Origin of the sequence: Aeromonas sp. FDAARGOS 1404, assembly GCF_019047085.1 — a bacterium.
Lineage (GTDB): Bacteria > Pseudomonadota > Gammaproteobacteria > Enterobacterales > Aeromonadaceae > Aeromonas > Aeromonas veronii.
In genome coordinates, this window is the sequence record NZ_CP077237.1 from 1,972,083 (window position 1) to 1,992,580 (window position 20,498).

At 60.5% G+C, this 20,498-nt stretch carries 17 protein-coding genes, 1 tRNA gene and 1 riboswitch; of the genes, 10 read left to right on the top strand and 8 right to left on the bottom strand.

Annotation, left to right across the window (positions count from 1 at the left end; all coding sequences use genetic code 11):
• Window positions 1-60: 60 nt before the first annotated feature.
• The 3 genes from I6L34_RS09185 (at window position 61) to I6L34_RS09195 (ending at window position 4,120) form a co-directional block, all read left to right on the top strand.
• Window positions 61-1,098 carry an acyltransferase gene (locus I6L34_RS09185; RefSeq protein WP_216956648.1) on the top strand — a complete coding sequence of 346 codons (1,038 nt, stop codon included), beginning with the start codon at window positions 61-63 and terminating at the stop codon, window positions 1,096-1,098.
• A gap of 292 nt (window positions 1,099-1,390) precedes the next feature.
• Window positions 1,391-3,433 (top strand): TonB-dependent siderophore receptor, encoded by a 2,043-nt coding sequence (locus I6L34_RS09190; protein WP_216956650.1) that lies wholly within the window; start codon window positions 1,391-1,393, stop codon window positions 3,431-3,433.
• A 63-nt stretch (window positions 3,434-3,496) separates the two neighbouring features.
• Window positions 3,497-4,120, top strand: a complete 624-nt coding sequence (locus tag I6L34_RS09195; protein ID WP_201947160.1) for a PepSY-associated TM helix domain-containing protein — start codon at window positions 3,497-3,499, stop codon at window positions 4,118-4,120.
• A gap of 236 nt (window positions 4,121-4,356) precedes the next feature.
• Here I6L34_RS09195 and I6L34_RS09200 read toward each other — a convergent pair.
• A tRNA-Leu gene (locus I6L34_RS09200) sits at window positions 4,357-4,442 on the bottom strand.
• A 143-nt stretch (window positions 4,443-4,585) separates the two neighbouring features.
• Between I6L34_RS09200 and I6L34_RS09205 the strand changes: the two genes are divergently transcribed.
• Complete coding sequence (locus I6L34_RS09205; RefSeq protein ID WP_162516237.1) at window positions 4,586-5,119, top strand: RDD family protein; 534 nt, start codon at window positions 4,586-4,588, stop codon at window positions 5,117-5,119.
• Window positions 5,120-5,193: 74 nt separating this feature from the next.
• On the opposite strand, the gene lptG is transcribed toward I6L34_RS09205, so the two are convergent.
• Window positions 5,194-6,264 carry an LPS export ABC transporter permease LptG gene (gene lptG, locus I6L34_RS09210; protein WP_005355217.1) on the bottom strand — a complete coding sequence of 357 codons (1,071 nt, stop codon included), beginning with the start codon at window positions 6,262-6,264 and terminating at the stop codon, window positions 5,194-5,196.
• A gap of 25 nt (window positions 6,265-6,289) precedes the next feature.
• Window positions 6,290-7,402: an LPS export ABC transporter permease LptF gene (lptF, locus tag I6L34_RS09215; protein ID WP_005355218.1), complete on the bottom strand. Its 1,113-nt coding sequence runs from the start codon at window positions 7,400-7,402 to the stop codon at window positions 6,290-6,292.
• A 172-nt stretch (window positions 7,403-7,574) separates the two neighbouring features.
• On the opposite strand from lptF, the gene pepA reads away from it, so the two are divergent.
• From pepA to I6L34_RS09230, 3 genes are all read left to right on the top strand, one after another.
• Window positions 7,575-9,083 (top strand): leucyl aminopeptidase, encoded by a 1,509-nt coding sequence (gene pepA / locus I6L34_RS09220; RefSeq protein WP_005336423.1) that lies wholly within the window; start codon window positions 7,575-7,577, stop codon window positions 9,081-9,083.
• Between the two features lie 174 nt (window positions 9,084-9,257).
• A complete protein-coding gene (locus tag I6L34_RS09225; RefSeq protein ID WP_005336425.1) occupies window positions 9,258-9,713 on the top strand; it encodes a DNA polymerase III subunit chi in 456 nt (151 codons plus the stop codon).
• A 64-nt stretch (window positions 9,714-9,777) separates the two neighbouring features.
• The gene (locus tag I6L34_RS09230; RefSeq protein ID WP_058057502.1) at window positions 9,778-12,630 is read left to right on the top strand and encodes a valine--tRNA ligase; all 2,853 of its coding nucleotides are present in this window, start codon (window positions 9,778-9,780) and stop codon (window positions 12,628-12,630) included.
• Between the two features lie 67 nt (window positions 12,631-12,697).
• Here I6L34_RS09230 and I6L34_RS09235 read toward each other — a convergent pair whose 3' ends face one another.
• The gene (locus I6L34_RS09235) at window positions 12,698-13,684 is read right to left on the bottom strand and encodes a sodium:calcium antiporter (RefSeq protein ID WP_058057585.1); all 987 of its coding nucleotides are present in this window, start codon (window positions 13,682-13,684) and stop codon (window positions 12,698-12,700) included.
• Window positions 13,685-13,772: 88 nt separating this feature from the next.
• Window positions 13,773-13,879, bottom strand: a riboswitch (yybP-ykoY riboswitch).
• 172 nt (window positions 13,880-14,051) lie between these two features.
• On the opposite strand from I6L34_RS09235, the gene I6L34_RS09240 reads away from it, so the two are divergent.
• On the top strand, window positions 14,052-14,639 hold the full coding sequence (locus I6L34_RS09240; protein ID WP_005336432.1) for a superinfection exclusion B family protein: 588 nt from the start codon (window positions 14,052-14,054) through the stop codon (window positions 14,637-14,639).
• 97 nt (window positions 14,640-14,736) lie between these two features.
• On the opposite strand, the gene I6L34_RS09245 is transcribed toward I6L34_RS09240, so the two are convergent.
• Together I6L34_RS09245 and I6L34_RS09250 are read right to left on the bottom strand one after the other, a co-directional pair.
• Complete coding sequence (locus I6L34_RS09245; RefSeq protein WP_058057501.1) at window positions 14,737-15,597, bottom strand: GyrI-like domain-containing protein; 861 nt, start codon at window positions 15,595-15,597, stop codon at window positions 14,737-14,739.
• A gap of 4 nt (window positions 15,598-15,601) precedes the next feature.
• Window positions 15,602-16,099 carry a GNAT family N-acetyltransferase gene (locus I6L34_RS09250; protein ID WP_216956652.1) on the bottom strand — a complete coding sequence of 166 codons (498 nt, stop codon included), beginning with the start codon at window positions 16,097-16,099 and terminating at the stop codon, window positions 15,602-15,604.
• Between the two features lie 161 nt (window positions 16,100-16,260).
• Here I6L34_RS09250 and I6L34_RS09255 point away from each other — a divergent pair, with 161 nt between their 5' ends.
• Window positions 16,261-17,709: a catalase gene (locus I6L34_RS09255; RefSeq protein ID WP_058057499.1), complete on the top strand. Its 1,449-nt coding sequence runs from the start codon at window positions 16,261-16,263 to the stop codon at window positions 17,707-17,709.
• Window positions 17,710-17,784: 75 nt separating this feature from the next.
• Here I6L34_RS09255 and I6L34_RS09260 read toward each other — a convergent pair whose 3' ends face one another.
• The gene (locus I6L34_RS09260; RefSeq protein ID WP_216956654.1) at window positions 17,785-18,309 is read right to left on the bottom strand and encodes a GrpB family protein; all 525 of its coding nucleotides are present in this window, start codon (window positions 18,307-18,309) and stop codon (window positions 17,785-17,787) included.
• Window positions 18,310-18,631: 322 nt separating this feature from the next.
• Window positions 18,632-18,949 carry a DUF1496 domain-containing protein gene (locus I6L34_RS09265; protein WP_058058126.1) on the bottom strand — a complete coding sequence of 106 codons (318 nt, stop codon included), beginning with the start codon at window positions 18,947-18,949 and terminating at the stop codon, window positions 18,632-18,634.
• Between the two features lie 223 nt (window positions 18,950-19,172).
• Between I6L34_RS09265 and I6L34_RS09270 the strand changes: the two genes are divergently transcribed.
• Window positions 19,173-20,474, top strand: coding sequence for a hypothetical protein (locus tag I6L34_RS09270; RefSeq protein ID WP_216956655.1), 1,302 nt, complete (start codon window positions 19,173-19,175; stop codon window positions 20,472-20,474).
• Window positions 20,475-20,498: the final 24 nt, after the last annotated feature.

A 20,498-nucleotide genomic window follows, 5' to 3' on the forward strand; every position in this document is an offset into this window, starting at 1 on the left:
TTGTAACCTAGCAGCAAGAATTTTAGCGTGCCATCACAACCCCTGTAACGACGAGCCACCATGCGTATTTCCAGTATCGAGTGCGGGCGGGTACTGGCCATTCTGGCCGTGATGACCATTCACGTATCCCCCTTCGCCAATCCGTTCAATCCCGCCCTGTGGGGAAGTGGATCCTGGCTCTGGCTGAGCGGCACCATCAACCAGTTATGCCGCTTTGCCGTGCCGCTGTTTTTCCTCTGTGCCGGTTACTTTCTGCAGCCGAGACTGAGCCGCGAAGCGCCACTGACCGTTGCCTGGCGCTACTGCCACCCCTTGCTGCTGCTCTGGCTGGTATGGAGTCTGGTCTACCTGCTGGTGCCGTTCAATCCGCTGGATGCCGTGCAGCAAGGCTATCTGGCCTCCCTGCGCGGGCAGTGGCAATTCCAGCTCGGCGACCCCCTCAATGGCTGGCTGGTGGGCGGCATGATCCACCTCTGGTTCCTGCCAGCCCTGGTGATGGCGGTGGCCCTGCTGGCACTCTGCTATCGGCTTGGCAGACCATCGCTCGCCCTCTGGCTGGGTCTTGGCCTTTACCTGCTGGCGCTGCTGGGGGGCTCCTATGCCAAGCCGCTGCTGGGCACCGAGTGGCCACTACTCACCCGTAACGGCCCTTTCTTCTCCCTGCTGTTTGTGGCGCTCGGGGCCCTGCTGCGCCAGCGTCAGTGGCAGCCCGATGCCCGCACCGGCTGGCAACTGCTGCTGGCGGGCGTGGCGCTCTATGGCTGTGAAGCTTGGGCGCTGCAGCACTTCGCCGCAGTGCCGCTCACCCGCCACGACTTCCTGCTTGGCTCCCTTCCCTGGGCTATCGGTCTGTTTGGACTACTGCTGGCCAACCCCGAGTGGGGCAAGGGCAGCTGGCTTGAGCGCCAGGCCCCCAAAGTGCTCGGGATCTACTGCCTGCACATGATGCTGGTGGTCTGGCTCTTCGTATTCGGCACGCAGGGCGCATCCATCCTGTGGGAGATTGCCAAGGTGCCGCTGCTGCTGGGAGCGTCTCTGCTGGCCTATCGCCTGATGGCGGCCCTGCCACTCGCCCATCGACTGCTGCGTACTCGCTGAGTCCGATATCCGGCCCGTCCTATCGGGCCGGATATCGCTTCACATTTCGCACCTTTTTCTTCCGCTAAGCCCTTTTCCCTCGCTTCGTTCTCGCGGTTTGCTGCAATGGCTCTGCTTTTCAGCCGAGCTCCCCCGACCGCACAACCCGCCTCGAATGCCCCTCTCCATTTTCACCTTGCCAGACAAATGAAAATCAATATCATTGGCATCCCGCTTGAGCGGGTCAGGCTAATTATAATTAAATCAATATGTTCGAGCCGTCAGGTCGACATCCAAAGAGTCAATATTGAATATGCAGCACCCTCACTTTCGCAGAACGCTGGTCTCGCTGGCACTGCTGGGCACCGGCTTCACAGCCCAGGCCGCCGATGAAACCATGACTGTGGTTGGCAAACGATCCCAGCATCAGGAAGTTGCCACCGCAACCCGTACCAATACGCCAGCCAAGCTGGTTCCCCAGACCATCGACAGCGTCAAGGTCAGCGAGCTGACCGCCTTCGGCCAACCTACGCTGAGTGAAGCCCTGAGCGGTATTCCCGGGGTCAACGCCAGCGGTGATACCCGCTTCGACGGGGTCAATATCCGCGGCTTCAGCGCCAGCAACGACTTCTATCTCGACGGATTCCGCGACGACATGCAGTACACCCGGGATCTCGGCAACATCGAGCGGGTGGAAGTGCTCAAGGGCCCAGCTGCCGTGCTCTACGGCCGCGGCAGCACGGGGGGCATCGTCAACCGGGTCAGCAAAAAGCCGCAAAAAGGGCAGGAGTCCAGCGTCACCGCCCGGGTCGGCAGCTTTGACAGTCAGCGACTGGCCGCCGACCTCAATGGTGAGGCGAGTGAGCAGGTGCAACTGCGCCTCAACATGGCGCAAGAGGACAAAGATAGCTTCCGCAACGGCGTGAAGAGCAAGCGCACCCTGCTGGCCCCTTCCGCCAACTGGGAGATCAGCGACAACCTAAACTGGCTGGTACAGTACGAGCGCAACGAACATGACCGCACCCCGGATCGCGGCATTCCCGGGGTCAATGGCCGTCCGGCCGATGTTCCGCGAGAGTATGTCTACAGCGATAACAGCCGCGACTTCATTGATGACGTGGCGCAATCCACCCGCTCCCGCCTCTCCTGGGATATCAACGATCAGTGGCAGTTGCGCCAGCAGCTCGGTTACTCCACCCTCGACAGCCAGTTTGACAACACCTATGTCACCAGCGTCAAAGGGGATAAGGTGACCCGCTCCCGCTGGCAGCAGGATCTGAAAGCGAAGAACCTGATCAGCAACACCGAGGCCGAGGGTCTGTTCCAGACCGGCCCGGTGGAACATCGCCTGCTGGTTGGCTTCGAGCAGAACTGGCAGGAGCGCACACCCAAGCTCTACCAGAACGCCACCGCCATCCCGTCCGGCAACCTCTACGACCCAGGCTCACTGCCTACCTACAATGGTGCCATGAAGCTCTCCAGCGACGCCAAACACAAGGTGCGCGGCAATGGCATCTATCTGCAGGATCAGCTCAGCCTGGGTGACTGGCATCTGGTTGGCGGGCTGCGCCGTGACGACTTCACCGTCACCAGTCGCCGCTACGACCTCAACAAGGAGGAGAGCGTCTCGGTCAACAGCCTGAGCCCGCGCCTCGGTCTGGTGTGGAATCCCCTCGAGGATCACGCCTTCTACACCTCCTACAGCAAGACCTTCACTCCAGTGGGCGGCGAGCTGATCGGCATCACCCCGGGTGACAAGAACAACGGGCTGGAACCCCAGCACACCCGCCTCTACGAGGGGGGTGTGAAGAGTGACTGGCTGAACGGCAAGCTGGCGACCACTATCTCCCTCTATCGACTGGAGATGTACAACAAGCGCACCAAGGATCCGCTGGATCCCACCAAGGTGATCCTCACCGGCCTGCAGCGTACCGAGGGGGTCGAGCTGAGCGCCCGTGCCGAGCTGACCGACGAGATCTACCTGCGTGGCGGCTTCGCCATTCAGGATGCGGAGCAGGTCAAGGCGGATGCGGATCTGCAGGGCAAGCGCCCGATGAACGTCTCCCGCCAGAATGGCCAGTTCTATCTCGGCTACAAGAGTGGCGAGCAGGGCTGGTTCGGTGAAACCGGTGTAACGGCGGTGGGCGATCGCTTCGCCGACAACGCCAACACCACTACACTGCCCGGTTACGCCCGCTTCGATGCGCGCGCCGGTTATCGCTGGCAGCAGTGGGAAGCCGAGCTGAGCGCCGAAAACCTGACCGATCACGAGTACTTTGTCAGCGCCACCAGTGCCACCCAGATCATGCCGGGCACGCCCCGCCAGCTGAGTCTGACCGGTACCTACCGTTTCTGATCTCTGTGACAACCACCCCGACTGGCCAGCCCTTGCTGGCCAGTTTTTTATGAAGCAACCACGATGAAACGCAGAAGAGTTCCCCTTCACAACAACAAATGGGTACGCCGCCTCCATGCCTGGGCCGGTTTTTTTACCCTCGCCCTGATGCTGATGTACGGCATCACCGGCCTCTGGCTGCAACACCGTGCCGTGTTGCCCATCCCCGGCCCCCACACCGACAAATCGAGTGAAAAGATAGTGCTGGAGGCGCCGTTCGCCAGCCCGGAGCAGCTGAAAAGCCTGCTGCAACAGCGCTATCCCGATACCTTTGCCGACGGACGAACCATGATCACCCCGGCCCAGACCCTGCCCACCCCGAACGGCCCGCTCACCCTGCCCGCCAAGTGGGAGATGCGCGGCGTCACCCTCAGTCAGAGCGTGGCCGCCAGCTATGTTGAGGGTACCCTGCTGGTACATACCGACCTGCAGCAAGCCAACTTTGCCGCCAGCCTAAACCGGCTGCACCGCGGCATGGGCACCGGCCTCGGCTGGCAGCTGTTTGGCGATATCGCCGCCCTGGCTCTGCTGCTGCTGGCCCTCACCAGCCTGTTTATGTGGACCAAGCTGCACGGCACACCCAGAGCCATCATCGCGCTGACACTCGCTGGCAGCCTCGGCACCCTGCTGTTTGCCCTGCTGGGGTAACGCAGCAACCATGATCTGATGCAGCAAGGTTTGGAAAGAAAACCGCAATAGAAACAGGCCGCTGGCGGTGATGCCGGCGGCCACATCAAGAAAAGGAAATAACGGAGAGCGGGAAAAGAGAAGGGATACCAAGAGGTAACGGGAAGTACTGCCAGCTCAACAGTAACGCTCCAATGTGCAGGAACGCTAAAAAACAAAAGGCCATCATTGCTGATGGCCTTTTGTCATGAATTTGATGGTGCCCGGGGTCGGACTCGAACCGACACGGTTATTCACCGGCGGATTTTGAATCCGCTGCGTCTACCGATTTCGCCACCCGGGCAACTGCGAGGGATTATACGAATGGCGCGATGCCATGCAAGGTGTTTTTCGATTGAACACTCCCGTTTGTTCATTTATTCAACGCCTTGCCGATGCGGGGCCAGTTACATAGAATGCCGCCATCATCTTAATGGAATAAAAACGATGGCCAAGCCTAAAAAAGTCCAACAAAAATCCCCCTCTCCCGCCACTCAGCCATACCCGTCAGCGGGTCTGCTGCGTCGCCTTGGCGCCCTCATCTATGATGCGCTGGTGGTGACTTCGCTGCTGATCATCGCCGGCTTTATCGGCATGGGTGTCGCCAAGCTGTTGCTGGTCACCGGCATGGCCAGCGTACCGGCGGGTGAAGATACCGTCTGGTTGCTGACCCGCCACCACCTGAGCCTGATCTACACCCTGTGGCTCGCCTTCGTCATCTGTGGTTTCTACACCTGGTTCTGGACCCGTGCTGGCCAGACCGTCGGCATGCGCGCCTGGCGGCTGCGCATTCAGAACGAAGATGGCAGCCATATCCGCATCACCCAGGCACTGATCCGTCTCGCTACCGCCGCCTTTGGCCTGGGCAACCTGATGTGCCTGTTCAACCGCCAGCGTCCGCGGGCGTTTCAGGATATCTGGGCCGAGTGCGAAGTGATCGTGCTGAGCAAAGAGGCAAATCTGGAATTGCTGAACAAGTAATACCGGATCAATGCAACAACGAAAGAGGGCACCAACAGGTGCCCTCTTTGCATTTCCTCATAACCTTGTGCGGATTACTGCTTGCGGCTGAGGATATAGAAGGAGATACCGCCAAACAGCAGGCTGGGCGCGATAGCCGCCAGAATCGGCGGTACCGCATAGACCAGACTGATGGGGCCAAACACCCGATCACTTACGTAGACGGCAAAGCCGGTCATGATCCCCATCAGCATCCGCGCCCCCATGCTCACCGAGCGTAGCGGGCCAAAGATGAAGGAGGAGGCCAGCAGGATCATCGCCACCACCGAGAGCGGTGACAGCAGTTTGCGCCACATCTCCAGCTTGTAGCGACCGGCATCCTGCTTGTTGGCATCGAGATAGCCGATGTAGTCGAGCAGACCGGAGACCGAGAGGTTCTCGGGGTCGATACTCACCACCCCCAGCTGTTTGGGCGTCAGCTCCGAGCTCCACTCCATCTTGTCATGCTGTTCGCTGCGGATCTGCGCCGGGTCGTCGAAGCGGGTAACCTGGGTCTGCTTGAGCAGCCAGTGGTGACGCTCGAACACCCCCTCCTGCGCCTGCACCACGTCGATCAGCTTGCGCTCGGGGGTGAAGCGATAGAGGGTGATGCCGGTGAGGGCGCCATCATTACGCACCCCGTTGATATTGACGAAGTTGTTGCCATCGCGAGCCCACACCCCGTAGGCGGAAACCGTCAGACGACCTTCGGAGAGCGCGCCCGCCTTGATGTCATCTGCCATCCGCTTGGCGATGGGGGCCACATATTCCCCCATCAGCCCCACCATGATCATCAGCGGGATCGCCGTCTTGAGCGCCGCCATCACGATACTGATCTTGGAGCGACCCGCCGCCTGCATCACCACCAGCTCGGAGCTGGTCGCCAGCTGACCCAGACCAATCAGACCACCCAGCAGCGCGGCCAGCGGGAAGAAGAGCACCGCCTCCTTGGGCATGGAGAGCAGCACATAGTAGAGGGCGTTGATCATGTCGTAGTTGCCGTCACCGACCGACTTGAGCTGCTCCACATATTTGATGAGCCCCGCCAGACCAACCAGCGTGATTTCACACAGCAGGATCGACATAAAGATGACCCTACCGATATATCTATCGAGAATGCCAAACATCAGCAGAAGTTCCTATGTTGCAGCATCATGCTGATTTTCTGTTGAAATAGCGCCCTTTCACCCCGTTCCACCAGCTGGTGCCCTGCAGATTGAGGGGCAGGCCGATAAACAGCAGGTAACCGAGCGGCACCAGGAACATCCCCGGCCAGTAGGGCAGCCGACCGCTGTCGATAGCCGAACGGGCGGCGCTGAGCAGCAGGAAGTAGGAGAGATAGAGCATGATGGCCGGCAACAGCTTGGCGTAGCGCCCCTGACGGGGGTTGACCCTCGCCAGCGGTACCACCAGCAGGGTGAGCACCGGAATGGAGAGGGGCAGCGAGATACGCCACTGCAATTCCGCCATCATGGCGTTGTCCTGGGTACCGAACAGTTCCATGGTCGGCTTGGCCGCTGCCTTGCGGTTGGAACGCTCCATCTCTTGCTGACGGATCACCAGACCATATTCGCGAAAATCGGAGATCTGGAACTGCTTGCCGGAGAAGTTCCCTTCGTAACGGGAGCCATCCATCAAGGTCAGCCACTGCAGACCGTTCTCATCGACCGTCACCACCCCTTCGGTCGCCACCACCACCGAGGGAGGATTGTTCCCCTCCGCCCGCTGCAGCACGAAGATCTTTTGCAGTTTTGAGCCGTTGTCGTTCAAATCCTGGATATAGGCAACCAGACGCCCCTTATCGAGATCCATAAAGCGGCCCGCCTGCAGGAAGGAGATACCCGGGTCCGCCTTGAACTCGTCGATCACCTGATACTCGCGCTCCTTGGCTTGCGGGGCGATCCAGCCGGTGTTGAACGCCGCGACCACCGCCGTCAGCAAGGCCAGCAACATGGCGCTGCGCATCACGAAACGGTGGCTGAAGCCGACCGCATGCATCACCGTCATCTCGCTTTCGGCGTAGAGGCGACCATGGGCAAACAAAATGGCTAAAAAGAGGCTGATAGGCAGCATCAACAGCGCCATATTGGGCAAGTTGAGCAGCAGCAGGGTGGAGACCAGACGTGTCGGCACCTCGCCATCGGCGGCGTCACCGATGATCTTGATAAATTGTTGGCTGACAAAGATAAGCAGCAATACGAATAACACTGCCAGCTGGGTTTTCAGGGTTTCCCTGAACAAATATCGGAAAACGATCACAGTCATTCCCAAGTAAACTTGTGTTTTTAGTCGAATGCCTGAAAAATAGGGCCGTATATTGGATTTTTACCAGTTTGAACTGCGGAGCCTGTGGCTGTTCGCTCCGCCTCTGATACCCCAACAAGCACCGCATTATTCAATAAAAGGTGCCTTTTGTCTTTAGGATGTAGGAGATTCCATGGAGTTCAGTGTAAAGAGTGGCAGTCCAGAGAAGCAACGGAGCGCCTGCGTCGTAGTCGGCGTATTTGAGCCTCGTCGCCTCTCTCCGGTTGCCGAACAACTGGACAAGATCAGCGATGGCTATATCAGTTCGCTGCTGCGCCGTGGCGACCTGGAAGGGAAACCAGGCCAGATGCTGCTGCTGCATCAAGTACCGGGCGTGCTCAGCGAGCGCGTACTGCTGGTCGGATGCGGCAAGGAGCGGGAACTCGACGAACGCCAGTACAAGCAGATCATCAACAAGACCATCACCACCCTGAACGAAACCGGCTCCATGGAAGCGGTCTGCTTCCTCACCGAGCTGCACGTCAAGGGTCGGGATACCTATTGGAAGGTACGCCAGGCGGTAGAAACCACCAAGGCGGGCCTCTACAGCTTCGATCAGTTCAAGACCAACAAGGCCGAGCCACGTCGCCCGCTGCGCAAGCTGGTATTCAACGTGCCGACGCGTCGGGAACTGACCATTGGTGAAAAAGCCATCGCTCACGGTCTGGCCGTGGCCAAGGGTGTGCGGGTCTGCCGCGACGTGGCGAACATGCCGCCCAACGTCTGCAACCCGGCCTATCTGGCCTCCCAGGCCCGTCGTCTGGCCGATGCCTACGACAACATCACCACCAAGGTGGTGGGCGAGCAGGAGATGGCCGAGCTCGGCATGAACTCCTATCTGGCGGTGGCTCGCGGCTCCGACAACGAAGCCATGATGGCCATCATCGAATACAAGGGTCATCCGGATGCCAAGCCCATCGTGCTGGTCGGCAAGGGTCTGACCTTCGACTCCGGCGGCATCTCCATCAAGCCGGCCGACGGCATGGACGAGATGAAGTACGACATGGGTGGCGCCGCCTCCGTGCTCGGTACCATGCATGCGCTGGCCCAGCTGCAACTGCCGATCAACGTCATCGGCGTGCTGGCTGGCTGCGAGAACATGCCGGGTGGCAACGCCTATCGCCCGGGTGACATCCTCACCTCCATGTCAGGCCAGACCATCGAAGTGCTCAACACCGATGCGGAAGGTCGTCTGGTGCTGTGTGATGCGCTGACCTATGTGGACCGCTTCGATCCGGAAACCGTGATCGACGTGGCGACCCTGACCGGTGCCTGCGTCATCGCGCTGGGTCACCACACCTCGGGTCTGCTGGCCAACCACAACCCGCTGGCCCACGAGCTGCTCAACGCCTCCGAGCAGGCGGGTGATCGCGCCTGGCGTCTGCCGCTGTTTGACGAGTATCAGGAGCAGATCGACAGCCCGTTCGCCGACATGGCCAACATCGGCGGTCGTCCGGCCGGCACCATCACCGCGGCAGCCTTCCTGTCACGCTTCACCAAGAAGTACAACTGGGCCCACCTGGATATCGCAGGGACTGCCTGGAAGAGTGGCAAGGACAAAGGCTCCACCGGTCGTCCGGTGCCCCTGCTGACCCAGTTCCTGCTGAACCGGGCTGGCGTGGATATCGAAGAGAAAGAGTAACTCTCCGGCCCCTGCCGATGGCTACATCGGAAGGGTTGGCGTTACCCTGAACCACAAGGAAGAGGCCCGCCTCTTCCTTGTTTCATTCTTGAATCAGTGAGCTGCAGACGGGAAACGCCCCGTCAGCCTCATGAGGCGGTCAACAGTCCGTCACCGCAAAACGGGATCAACCTGATGAGCCAAGTGACCTTTTACCTGATGAGCGAACAGGATGACGCGCAGGCCTCTGCGGTCGAGCGACTGGCCTGCACTCTTGCAGCCGAGTCGTGGGGCGCGGGCCATATCTACCTGTTCTGCGACGATGAGGCTCAGGCTCTGCGCCTGGACGAGCTGTTGTGGCAACTGCCGCCGGAGCGCTTCGTGCCGCACCAGCTGCAAGGCGAAAGCGGCATGGCCCCGGTGGAGATCGGCTATCAGCCACCGAAACGGCGCTACGCCCGCCTCATCAATCTGGCCACTGCGACACCTTTGTTTGCAGGACACTTCGCTCAAGTGGTAGATTTTGTCCCCACTGACGAAACACAAAAGCAGCAAGCCCGCGAGCGCTACAAGCACTATCGCCAGGCAGGCCATACCCTCGAAATGAGGGATCAGCCCGTCCTTGCCGCACCGGATCCGGCGCAGCCCTGACTGCAACCAATTGATCCATAAAGAATCAACACCAGACTCCATCCATCCAGATTACGGCGAGACCATGGAAAAGACTTTTAATCACAACGCCATCGAACAGGCGCTCTATCAGCACTGGGAAGCCCAGGGTTACTTCAAGCCCCACGGCGACACCAGCAAAGACTCCTTCTGCATCATGATCCCGCCGCCGAACGTCACCGGCAGCCTGCACATGGGTCACGCCTTCCAGCAAACCCTGATGGATACCCTGATCCGCTACAACCGCATGCAGGGCAAAAACACCCTGTGGCAGGCAGGTACCGACCACGCCGGTATCGCCACCCAGATGGTGGTTGAGCGCAAGATCGCCGCAGAAGAGGGCAAGACTCGCCACGATTACGGCCGTGATGCCTTCATCGACAAAATTTGGCAGTGGAAGGAAGAGTCCGGTGGCACCATCACCCGCCAGATGCGCCGTCTGGGCGACTCCGTGGATTGGGAGCGCGAGCGCTTCACCATGGATGAGGGTCTCTCCGCCGCCGTGCAGGAAGTGTTTGTTCGTCTCTACGAAGATGGCCTGATGTACCGCGGCAAGCGTCTGGTGAACTGGGATCCGAAACTCAACACCGCCATCTCCGATCTGGAAGTGGAGAACCGCGAGATCAAGGGCCACATGTGGCACCTGCGCTATCCGCTGGCCAACGGCGCCAAGACCGCCGAAGGCAAGGATTACCTGATCGTCGCCACCACCCGTCCGGAGACCATGCTGGGCGATACCGCCGTGGCAGTGAACCCGGAAGACCCGCGCTACAAGGCACTGATCGGCCAGCACATTCTGCTGCCGCTGGTGAACCGTCTGATCCCCATCGTTGCCGACGAACACGCCGACATGGAGAAGGGCACCGGTTGCGTGAAGATCACCCCTGCCCACGACTTCAACGATAACGAAGTGGGCAAGCGCCACAGCCTGCCGATGATCAACATCTTCACTCTGGACGCCCACGTGCGTGCCGAGGCCGAAGTGGTCGATACCAACGGCAACCCGAGCACCGCCTATGACGCAACCCTGCCGGCCGAGTTCGCCGGTCTGGAGCGCTTCGCCGCCCGCAAGGCGATTCTGGCCAAGCTCGAAGAGCTGGGTCTGCTGGACGAGATCAAGGATCACATACTGCAACAGCCGTACGGCGATCGCGGTGGCGTGCCCATCGAGCCGATGCTGACCGACCAGTGGTACGTGCGCGTGGCACCGATGGCCAAGACCGCCATCGAGGCGGTGGAAGATGGCCGTATCCAGTTCGTGCCGAAACAGTACGAAAACATGTACTTCTCCTGGATGCGCGACATTCAGGACTGGTGCGTCTCCCGTCAACTGTGGTGGGGTCACCGCATCCCGGCATGGTATGACGACGCAGGCAATGTCTACGTTGGCCGCAGCGAAGATGAAGTGCGCGCCAAGCACAGCATCCCGGCCGTAACCGTACTGCGTCAGGACGAAGACGTGCTCGACACCTGGTTCAGCTCCGCCCTGTGGACTTTCTCCACTCTGGGCTGGCCGAACAACACCGAGGCACTCAAGACCTTCCACCCGACCGACGTGCTGATGAGCGGCTTCGACATCATCTTCTTCTGGATTGCCCGGATGATCATGATGACCATGCACTTCATCAAGGACGAAAACGGCCAGCCGCAAGTCCCGTTCAAGACCGTCTACATCACCGGCCTTATCCGTGACGAAGAGGGCCAGAAGATGTCCAAGTCCAAGGGCAACGTGCTGGACCCCCTCGACATGATCGATGGCATCTCGCTGGAAGATCTGCTGGAGAAGCGCACCGGCAACATGATGCAGCCGCAGATGGCCGAGAAGATCGCCAAGCGTACCGCCAAGCAGTTCCCGGAAGGGATCGATGCCCACGGTACCGACGCCCTGCGCTTCACTCTGGCCGCGCTGGCCTCTACCGGTCGTGACATCAACTGGGACATGAAGCGCCTGGACGGCTACAACAACTTCTGCAACAAGCTGTGGAACGCCTCCCGCTATGTGCTGATGAACACCGAAGATCAGGATTGCGGTTTTGCCGGTGGCGAAATGCAGTTCAGCCTGGCGGATCGCTGGATCCAGTCCCAGCTACAAGTGGCCATCCGTGACTTCCGTACCGCCCTCGATACCTACCGCTTCGACATCGCGGCCGGTGTGTTGTACGAATTTATCTGGAACCAGTTCTGTGACTGGTATCTGGAGCTGACCAAGCCGGTGCTGACCAAGGGTTCCGAGGCCGAGCAGCGCGCTGCCCGCCACACCCTCGTCAGCGTCCTCGAGACCCTGCTGCGTCTGGCACACCCGATCATCCCGTTCATCACCGAGACCATCTGGAAATCGGTCGCTCCGCTGGCTGGCGTACACGCCGACACCATCATGATTCAGGCCTTCCCGGAGTTCGACGCCGCCAAGGTAGACGAAGCCGCGATGGCGGATCAGGAGTGGGTGAAGGAGTTCATCGTCAGCATCCGCAACATCCGCGCCGAGATGAACGTGGCGCCGAGCGTGCCCCTGAACGTGCTGCTCCAGTGCGATGCCAAGGATGCCCAGCGCGCCGCTGACAACGAGGCCTTCCTCAAGTCGCTGGCCCGTCTGGAGTCCATCCGCGTACTGGCGGACGGTGAAACCGCACCGCTGTCAGTGAAGAAGCTGATCGGTGCCACCGAGCTGATGATCCCGATGGCCGGTCTCATCGACAAGGATGCCGAACTGGCCCGTCTGGCCAAAGAGGTTGCCCGTCTGGTGGGCGAGTGTGGCCGTATCGAAGGCAAACTCGGCAACGAAGCCTTCGTCGCCAAGGCGCCGGAAGCGGTCATCGCCAAAGAGCGCGAGAAGCTGGAAGATTACCGTCTCCAGCTGACCAAGCTGGAAGCCCAGCGGGCCGAGATCGCCGCGCTGTAAGCACCGCCCCAACCGATACAACAAAGCCCCCTGCCAAGGGGGCTTTTTCATATCCGCGCTTCCCGTTTCAGCTCACCAGCAGCCAGCCGCAGAAGCCGAGATAGAGCAGACCCACCAGCGCCAACCGCCCGGCGGTCATCACTCCCTTTCTGAACCCCCACCAGAGCACCCCCACCGCCAGCAACGTCACCAGCGAGGAGGCCATCATGGCGCCATCCAGCAACCAGGGGGTAAAGAGCAGACAGAAGGCCTTGGGGATAGTGCCCTGGATCATCATGGCTCCGGAGATATTGGCCAGCGCCAGCCGGTTCTTGCCCTGTCGCACCCAGATCAGCACGTTCATCAGCTCCGGCATCTCGGTCGCCACCGGACTCAACAGCAGGGCCGCCAGCACCGGCGAGAGGCCAAACAGTTCGCCCATGCTCTCCAGCTGATGGACAAACAGCTGTGCCGCCAGCGCCACCACCACCAGCGCAGCCAGCGTCTGCAACAGCACCTTGCCAAGGGGCGGGATCACCGCATCTGGGGCCAGCTTGAGGGGCTCCGGCAATTCGACTTCGTGGCTGTCACTCTGTTTCAACTCGCGCCTTACATAGACGAGGTAGACCAGCACAAAGAGCGGGGCCAGCCAGCTCTTGCCGGTAAAGGCGACCAGCCCCAGCGCGGTCGCCACCAGAAAGATGCCGATAAACCAGCGCTGATCCCGGCCAATCTCGCGCTGCACCTCGCCATCGATGGCCCGTTCGGTACGCCCCATGCAAAGCAGCAGGGTAAGACCGACCGCAGCATAGCCGATGGTGGCCAACACCAGCGGCCCGCCAAGGGCGGCACCGATGCCGATCTCTTGCTGGGCGGTCGTGTTGCCCATCAGCAGGGCGGTGAGGGTAACGATGCATTCGGGCAGGGCCGTACCCAATGCTGCCAGCAGGGAACCGGTGGCGCTTTGGGAGAGTTTGAAGTGGTGGCCGGTCCACTCGATGCCGTTGACGAAGTATTCGCAGGCAAGGTAGATGGTGACCGCAGAGACGAGAAATAACAGCAGGGTAATCAACATAATAGATACCGCCAGGCGAGCAGAATAACCGATGGACCCGATATGGCTCGCCCGGCTGGCGTGCATATCGAGGCCAAAGGTCTTGCAGAGCGATAGTGCCTATCGCCGCCCATGCCATGGATGCGAGGATCCAAGAGTGTTGACATGGGCCCGGCCCGGAATGCGGGCGGGTTGCTACTCCCCAATGACTGAGAGGACTTTTTAGCAACTCGACCGCCGCCTCACAAGGCAAATTAATGACAACTCATTCAATAAGTTGTAAGGGAATGTAACCTCGCCAGCCCCTCCTCCCCACCGCTATTGCGCTGTTGGCACACTGATTGCTCTAGGTAGTTCACTATCCACAACAGTTTGGGAAGGATGAACAATGAAACGGTGGATCCAACATTTCTATCAACTGAACCGCCTCAATTGGCTGATGGTCTGGTTGTTGCTCTGCTGCAGCATCATTCTGCTGTTTCCGGCCGGGCTGATGAAAGGGGCCGTCAGCCAGTGGGCTGCGGATCATGCGGCCTGGCTGGGGGTCGGCATGCTGATCGCCATCTCCTACTTCTGCAGTCAGGGCTTCCTGATCGCCTGGGAGTGGGCATGCGAAGAGTGGCAGGCGCGCCGTCAGCAGGACCAGCTGGCCCAGATGATCGGCTTCCTCGACTTCAACGAGAAGGCGGTGCTGCGCGAGTTCGTGCTGCAGCGTAAAAGCGTCATAAACTTGCCGATCACCGAGCCCGCCGTCAAAAACCTGATGGATGCCGGCGTCCTCACCTACGCCTACGGCAAGCCGACCCGGGAGAAGGATGACGAGAACCAGATCCGCGCCCTGATGATCGCCCTGCCCGCCCGACCGCTGCTCACCTACAAGGTGCTGGGACTATCGCGCGGCAAGATGAGCGACGAGCAGGTGGAGCAGATCATGAACGCCCGTCCCAAGTTCGCCCAGAAGGGGTTCCAGCGCTAACCGCCGCCCCATCCGCCAGATGCAAAAGAGCCGGACACTGTCCGGCTCTCTCGTTTCTGCGCGACGTTCTGTACCATCCCTTGCGTCTTGCTGTGCCCTACCCCTTGAGGCTGGAGCAAAAGCTGACATCGTCCTGCACCGGATCATCGCTCATGCTGTGATAGAGCTCGAAGCAGGGACCATTGCCAAACTCCAGCCCGGCAGCAACGATGTCGCCGATATGTTCCTGCCAACGCGGGCCATACTGGCTGCGGTCGGTAATAAGGTAACGGGACTGGGCGTAACGACCGGCGGGAATAAGCTGGATCTCGACCGCTCCCATCCCCACCGTCCCCGCAGGCACCGTCACCCCGATGTCAGTGCGACACTGGGCTGGCGGGGTCACCTCGGGGTTATCGTGATAGATGAAGATCCACTCCCCACCTTCCAGACCGCGGGCGCTGGCCCACTGATGCAGCTGGCGGCAGACGGGGTCATACCCCTCGCCATAGGGGCCGGTGACACGCATATAGGCCAGAGTACGGGCGTCCATCTCGGTGGTTTTCATGGTATTGCTCCTTGCTGATGAGTGACCCTCAGCATAAGGATTCGGCTGCACAAGTGCGTGTCCATCCTTGCTCATCAAGTGTCCATTCTTGCTCTTGTCGCGGCGAAACTCTCCCGGCGTGCAACCATAGTAACGGCGAAATACCTTGGCAAACGCCTGGGAGCTGGCGAGCCCCGCCCCCAACGCAATGGCCGTGACACTGGCATCGGTATAGCAGAGCTGCCAAGCAGCCCGCTGGATGCGCAGACGACGACACATCTCCCCGGGCGTCTCCCCCGCCACAGCCGTAAACACCCGGTGAAAATGGTAGAAAGACAAGCAGGCACTGCTTGCCAGCGTTTCGATGGAGAGATCGGGATTCTGCTCCAGCGCCCGGATCACCGGACGCAATCTGGCCTGATAATCGACCATGCCGTTAGCGACTGGCGCCCCCCGCGACTCTGCACATATAGAACACATCCACATAGCGCCCCTGGCGGAAGGCATAGTCGCGAGCCCGCCCCTCCTCCACAAAGCCAAACTTGCGATAGAGCGCCAGCGCCGCTTCGTTATCGACAAAAACCGTCAGTTCAATCCGGTGCAGGTTGAGCCAGTTATCGGCCAGATCCAGCGCCGCGGCCATCAGGGCAGAGCCAACCCCCTTGCCGGCCCAGTCATCCCGCACTCCCATGCCAATCCCGGCCACATGCTTGCGTCTGGGATTGGGCTCCACATGCAATGAGATCTGACCCACCAGCCTCCCATCGGCCTCCGCCACCAAGGCGACCACATCACCGTTCTCCAACCGCTTTTGCCACTGGCTAAGGGGAGGAGTGGGCAGGTGCAGAGTGCCCGCCTGGGCATTGGGCATGGCGTAGAGATCCCGCAAGGCGGGGGCATCGGCGGGTTCGGCATGACGGATAGTAATCTGCATATGAGGCTCCTTCTCGAAGCCACCATCATGCAATATCCGGCGCGGTTACACATCCCCTACCCACACCCATTTGTCTTGCCTATCAAAGGACGAGGAAAGGCCCATTGGCCGAGCACGGCGCAGATCCGTAGGCTGACCCCATATCAACAAGGAGAGAAGCCATGACTGACAAGACCCTGCACAGCGCCAACGGCGCCCCCGTCGTCGACAACAACAACAGCCTCACCGCCGGTCCGCGCGGCCCCATCCTGATGCAAGATATCTGGTTGATGGAGAAACTAGCCCACTTCGACCGCGAGCGCATTCCCGAGCGGGTGGTTCACGCTAAGGGCTCGGGCGCCTACGGCACCTTTACCGTGACCCACGACATCAGTCAGTTCAGCAAGGCCGATCTGTTCAGCGCCATCGGCAAGCAGACTCCTGTATTCCTGCGCTTCTCCACCGTGGCCGGTGAGAAGGGCGCCGCCGATGCCGAACGCGATGTGCGCGGTTTCGCCCTCAAGTTCTATACCGAGCAGGGCAACTGGGATCTGGTGGGCAACAACACCCCGGTCTTTTTCATCCGCGATCCACTGAAATTCCCTGACTTCATCCACACCCAGAAGCGGGATCCGCGCACCAACCTGCGCAGCGCGACCGCCGCCTGGGACTTCTGGTCACGCCATCCGGAATCCCTGCATCAGGTCACCATACTGTTCAGCGATCGCGGCATCCCCAAGAGCCTGCGGGAGATGAACGGCTACGGCAGCCACACCTTCAGCTTTATCAACGATGCCAACGAGCGCTTCTGGGTCAAGTTCCACTTCAAGACCGAGCAGGGCCACAGCTTCTACACCGATGAAGAGGCCGCCACCGCCGTCGGGCAGGATCGGGAGACCAGTCAGGCGGATCTCTACAACGCTATCGAGCGGGGCGACTTCCCGCGCTGGAAGGTCTATGTACAGGTGATGCCGGAGGCCGAAGCCCAGACTTACAACATCCACCCGTTCGACCTCACCAAGGTGTGGCCGCACAGCGACTACCCGCTGATCCCGGTGGGCGTGCTTGAGCTCAACCAGAACCCGGACAACTACTTCGCCCATGTGGAGCAGGCCGCCTTTACCCCGGCCAACGTGGTGCCCGGTATCGGCTTCTCGCCGGATCGCATGTTGCAAGGGCGGCTCTTCTCCTACGGTGACACCCAGCGCTATCGCCTCGGCGTCAACCATGGTCTGCTGCCGGTCAACGCCCCGCGCTGCCCGTTCCACCACGGTGCCCATCGTGATGGCGCCATGCGCAGCGACAGCAATGGCGGCGCCAGCCCCAACTATCAGCCGAACCGCTTTGGCACCCAGCAGCCGAGCGAGGAGCACGAACCGGCGCTGAGTCTGGAAGGGGCCGCCCTGCACTACGACTTCCGTGACTACGACAGCGACTACTACAGCCAGCCGGGCAACCTGTTCCGCATCATGGACGAGGGGCAGCGCTCGCGCCTCGCCGCCAACCTGGCCCGCTCCCTTATCAATGTGGAGGATGACGCCATCGTCGCGGCCCAGCTCAAACACTTCGAGCAAGCCGACCCCGAGTACGCCAAACGAGTCGAACTGGCACTGGCAGCCTTGCAGCGCTAAGTCGCAAGCAGGAAAAATCTGCAAAAGCAAAACGGGGGCCTGATGGCCCCCGTTTTCTATGGCGAGCAAGCTCGCTCAGAGAGAAGGCACCTGCCCGGCCAGCCACCGCAACGCGTTCGCCTCATGCTCTTTGACAAAGGCATTCTTGCCCGCACAGTAGCGCTCGATATCGTGCTGACAGCTCGCGGCTACCGCCTGCTTTAACTCGGCGTATTCCCGGCATACCGCAGGATGGGCCCTTAGATAGTCACGAAAGGCCAGATGGCGATGCACATGGTCATCCCCTTGCAAGAAGGCGTGGATCTGGTGGGTTCTCTCATCACCCCCCTTGCGAAAATAGCGGCGGCGCGCAATCCCGCACTCACCCATCGCCTCATAGCCCAGCGCCTCCAGCTGACCGTTCTGCTCATCGAGCCGCTCCAGCGATGATACCTCCAGCATGATGTCGATGATGGGCTTGGCGGCCAAACCGACGACAGAGGTACTGCCGATATGGTGGACAGCTAGCAAGCAGTTATCCAGCGCACTGCGTAATTGAACCTCTTCAGCTACAAAGCTGGCTGGCCATTGGGGGTTGTAGGAGACAACGTCGACTCTCACAGTTTCAGCTCTCTGGATAGTTGCCGATGGCATAGGGCAACAAGGTATGCGATGGGTGGACAAGATAACCAGACGGCAAATTACCAGCAACAAAAACGGAGCCTGAGGCTCCGTTTTTTCAATGCTGTATCAATCCCGGACGGAACGCGCTTCGCGCTCTTCCCGCTCCCTTGCCAACAAGCGTTTGTACCACCAGCTACTGCGACGACGTTGTGCATTGGAAGAGCGACGAGCCATTTCTTAGGTTCCAGCCAAGAGAAGAAAGGAGCTGCATTATGCGACAGGGATCACGTCCATGTCTTTAGCTGGATCAAGAAAAGCCTCACTGACCCACGGAAATCGTCTTCTGATCTTTCGCACCACGGGTGGCAGGCAACACCACCGCAGGAGAGCGCCAGGCCAGCGCGCCATTGCTCTCGAGGTCGTTCTGCGGGCCGCACTCCAGCCAGATATCTCCCTGCAGAATGCGGGCCCCTTCGGAATATTTCTGATCCGCAAACCAGCAGACCCGCTCGGGCAATGAGCCCAGCGGCAACACCAGCTCGGGACTGGCAGACTCGCCCACCACAGTGGTTTTGGACGCGGCCAGAGCGGGGGCAAGCCAGAGGGAAGCCAGCAGGCAGAGCAGTACATTTTTCATGAGAGGGATCCTGTTGCGATGGAAGGCATTCTCGAAGAGTCGACCAGCCCCGGGGTTTACTTGACTGACAATCATACTGCCTGCTGGCATTGTGGGACCAATATGGTAGCCTGCCAGCGCCTGTGGGCAGTCTCTCGCTGCCACGCGCAAACTTCCGGTGAATTTGTCACGTCCTGACAAAATACAACCTTATTTATCAAATCGTTATTTGGATATTATCCCAATGCGTATCATGCCGTTGCTTCAGGCGGCCTGCCTGAGCCTGATGTTGTCCGCCTGCGTTGCCCCATTGCTGATGATGAGCCCCACCAGTCAGCTGATGTGGGCCCTGCTCAAGCCGCTGGTCGGCTTTGACCCGAACGAGGTCAATCTGTTCGAACAACCCCTGATCAAGGACCGGATGACCGCCATCCTTGGCCCCAACTACGACAGCACCATGCAGTTGCTCAAGACTGCCGACAAGTTACAGCAGGAGGGGCCGCTTTTCTATGTGGTCTCCGAGTATGCGCCCGTGCCGGATATCGCCAAGCAGGCGGGGATGGTGTGGAACTCGCAAACCAACCAGATGTCTGTATTGCTGCAAAAAGGGGATGGCACCACCCTGACCTTCGGCGAAAATCTGGCGGGCACGGCACCGACCTGGCCAACCGCCATGCAGGGCTGGCAGACCCCCGCCAGCCAGCTCACCCCGGCGACCAATGCCCTGACTGGCGCAGCGACCAGTCAGAGTGGCGCCTCCCCCTTCTCCCTTGGCAGCGCGCTGGGCACAGTGACCCGCGGCGTCACCGGCTCGCTGACCAACAGCGCCAGCCAGGCCATCAGCGGCGTAGCCTCCCACGCCACCGGACAGGCCACCCAAGCGGTGAGCCAAAGCACGACCGATCTGACCCGTAGTGCAACCACCGCGGTCACTGCGCCAGCCAAGCAAGCGGTGAGCAGCACTGCTGCCACCGTGACGCAAGAAGCCACCAAGGCCGTTGTCACACCTGCCAAACAGGCTGTCAGCAGCGCAACTGCGACCGCGGCGCAAGAAGCTACCAAGGCCGTTGCCGCTCCTGCCAAGCAAGCCGTCAGCAGCGCTGCTGCGACCGCGACCCAAGAAGCTACCAAGGCCGTTGCCGCTCCTGCCAAACAAGCTGTCAGCAGTGCCGCTGCCACCGCGACCCAAGAAGCCACCAAGGCCGTTGCCGCTCCTGCCAAGCAAGCCGTCAGCAGCACTGCTGCCACCGTGACGCAAGAAGCCACCAAGGCCGTTGCCGTTCCTGCCAAACAGGCCGTCAGCAGCGCCGCGGCGACCGCGACCCAAGAAGCCACCAAGGCTGTTGCCGTTCCTGCCAAGCAAGCCGTCAGCAGTGCCGCCGCTAGCGTGACACAAGAAGCGACCAAAGCCGTTGCAGAACCAGCTCGGCAGGCCGTCAGTGCCGCATCCCATACGGCCGGAGAGAGCGTCGCCGATGCCGCCAGAGCGGCGGAGGCCAAGGCGCGCGCCAAGGCAGAGGCGGAGATGGAAGCCCTGCTCAAATAAACAGACAGGCCACCGAAAGGTGGC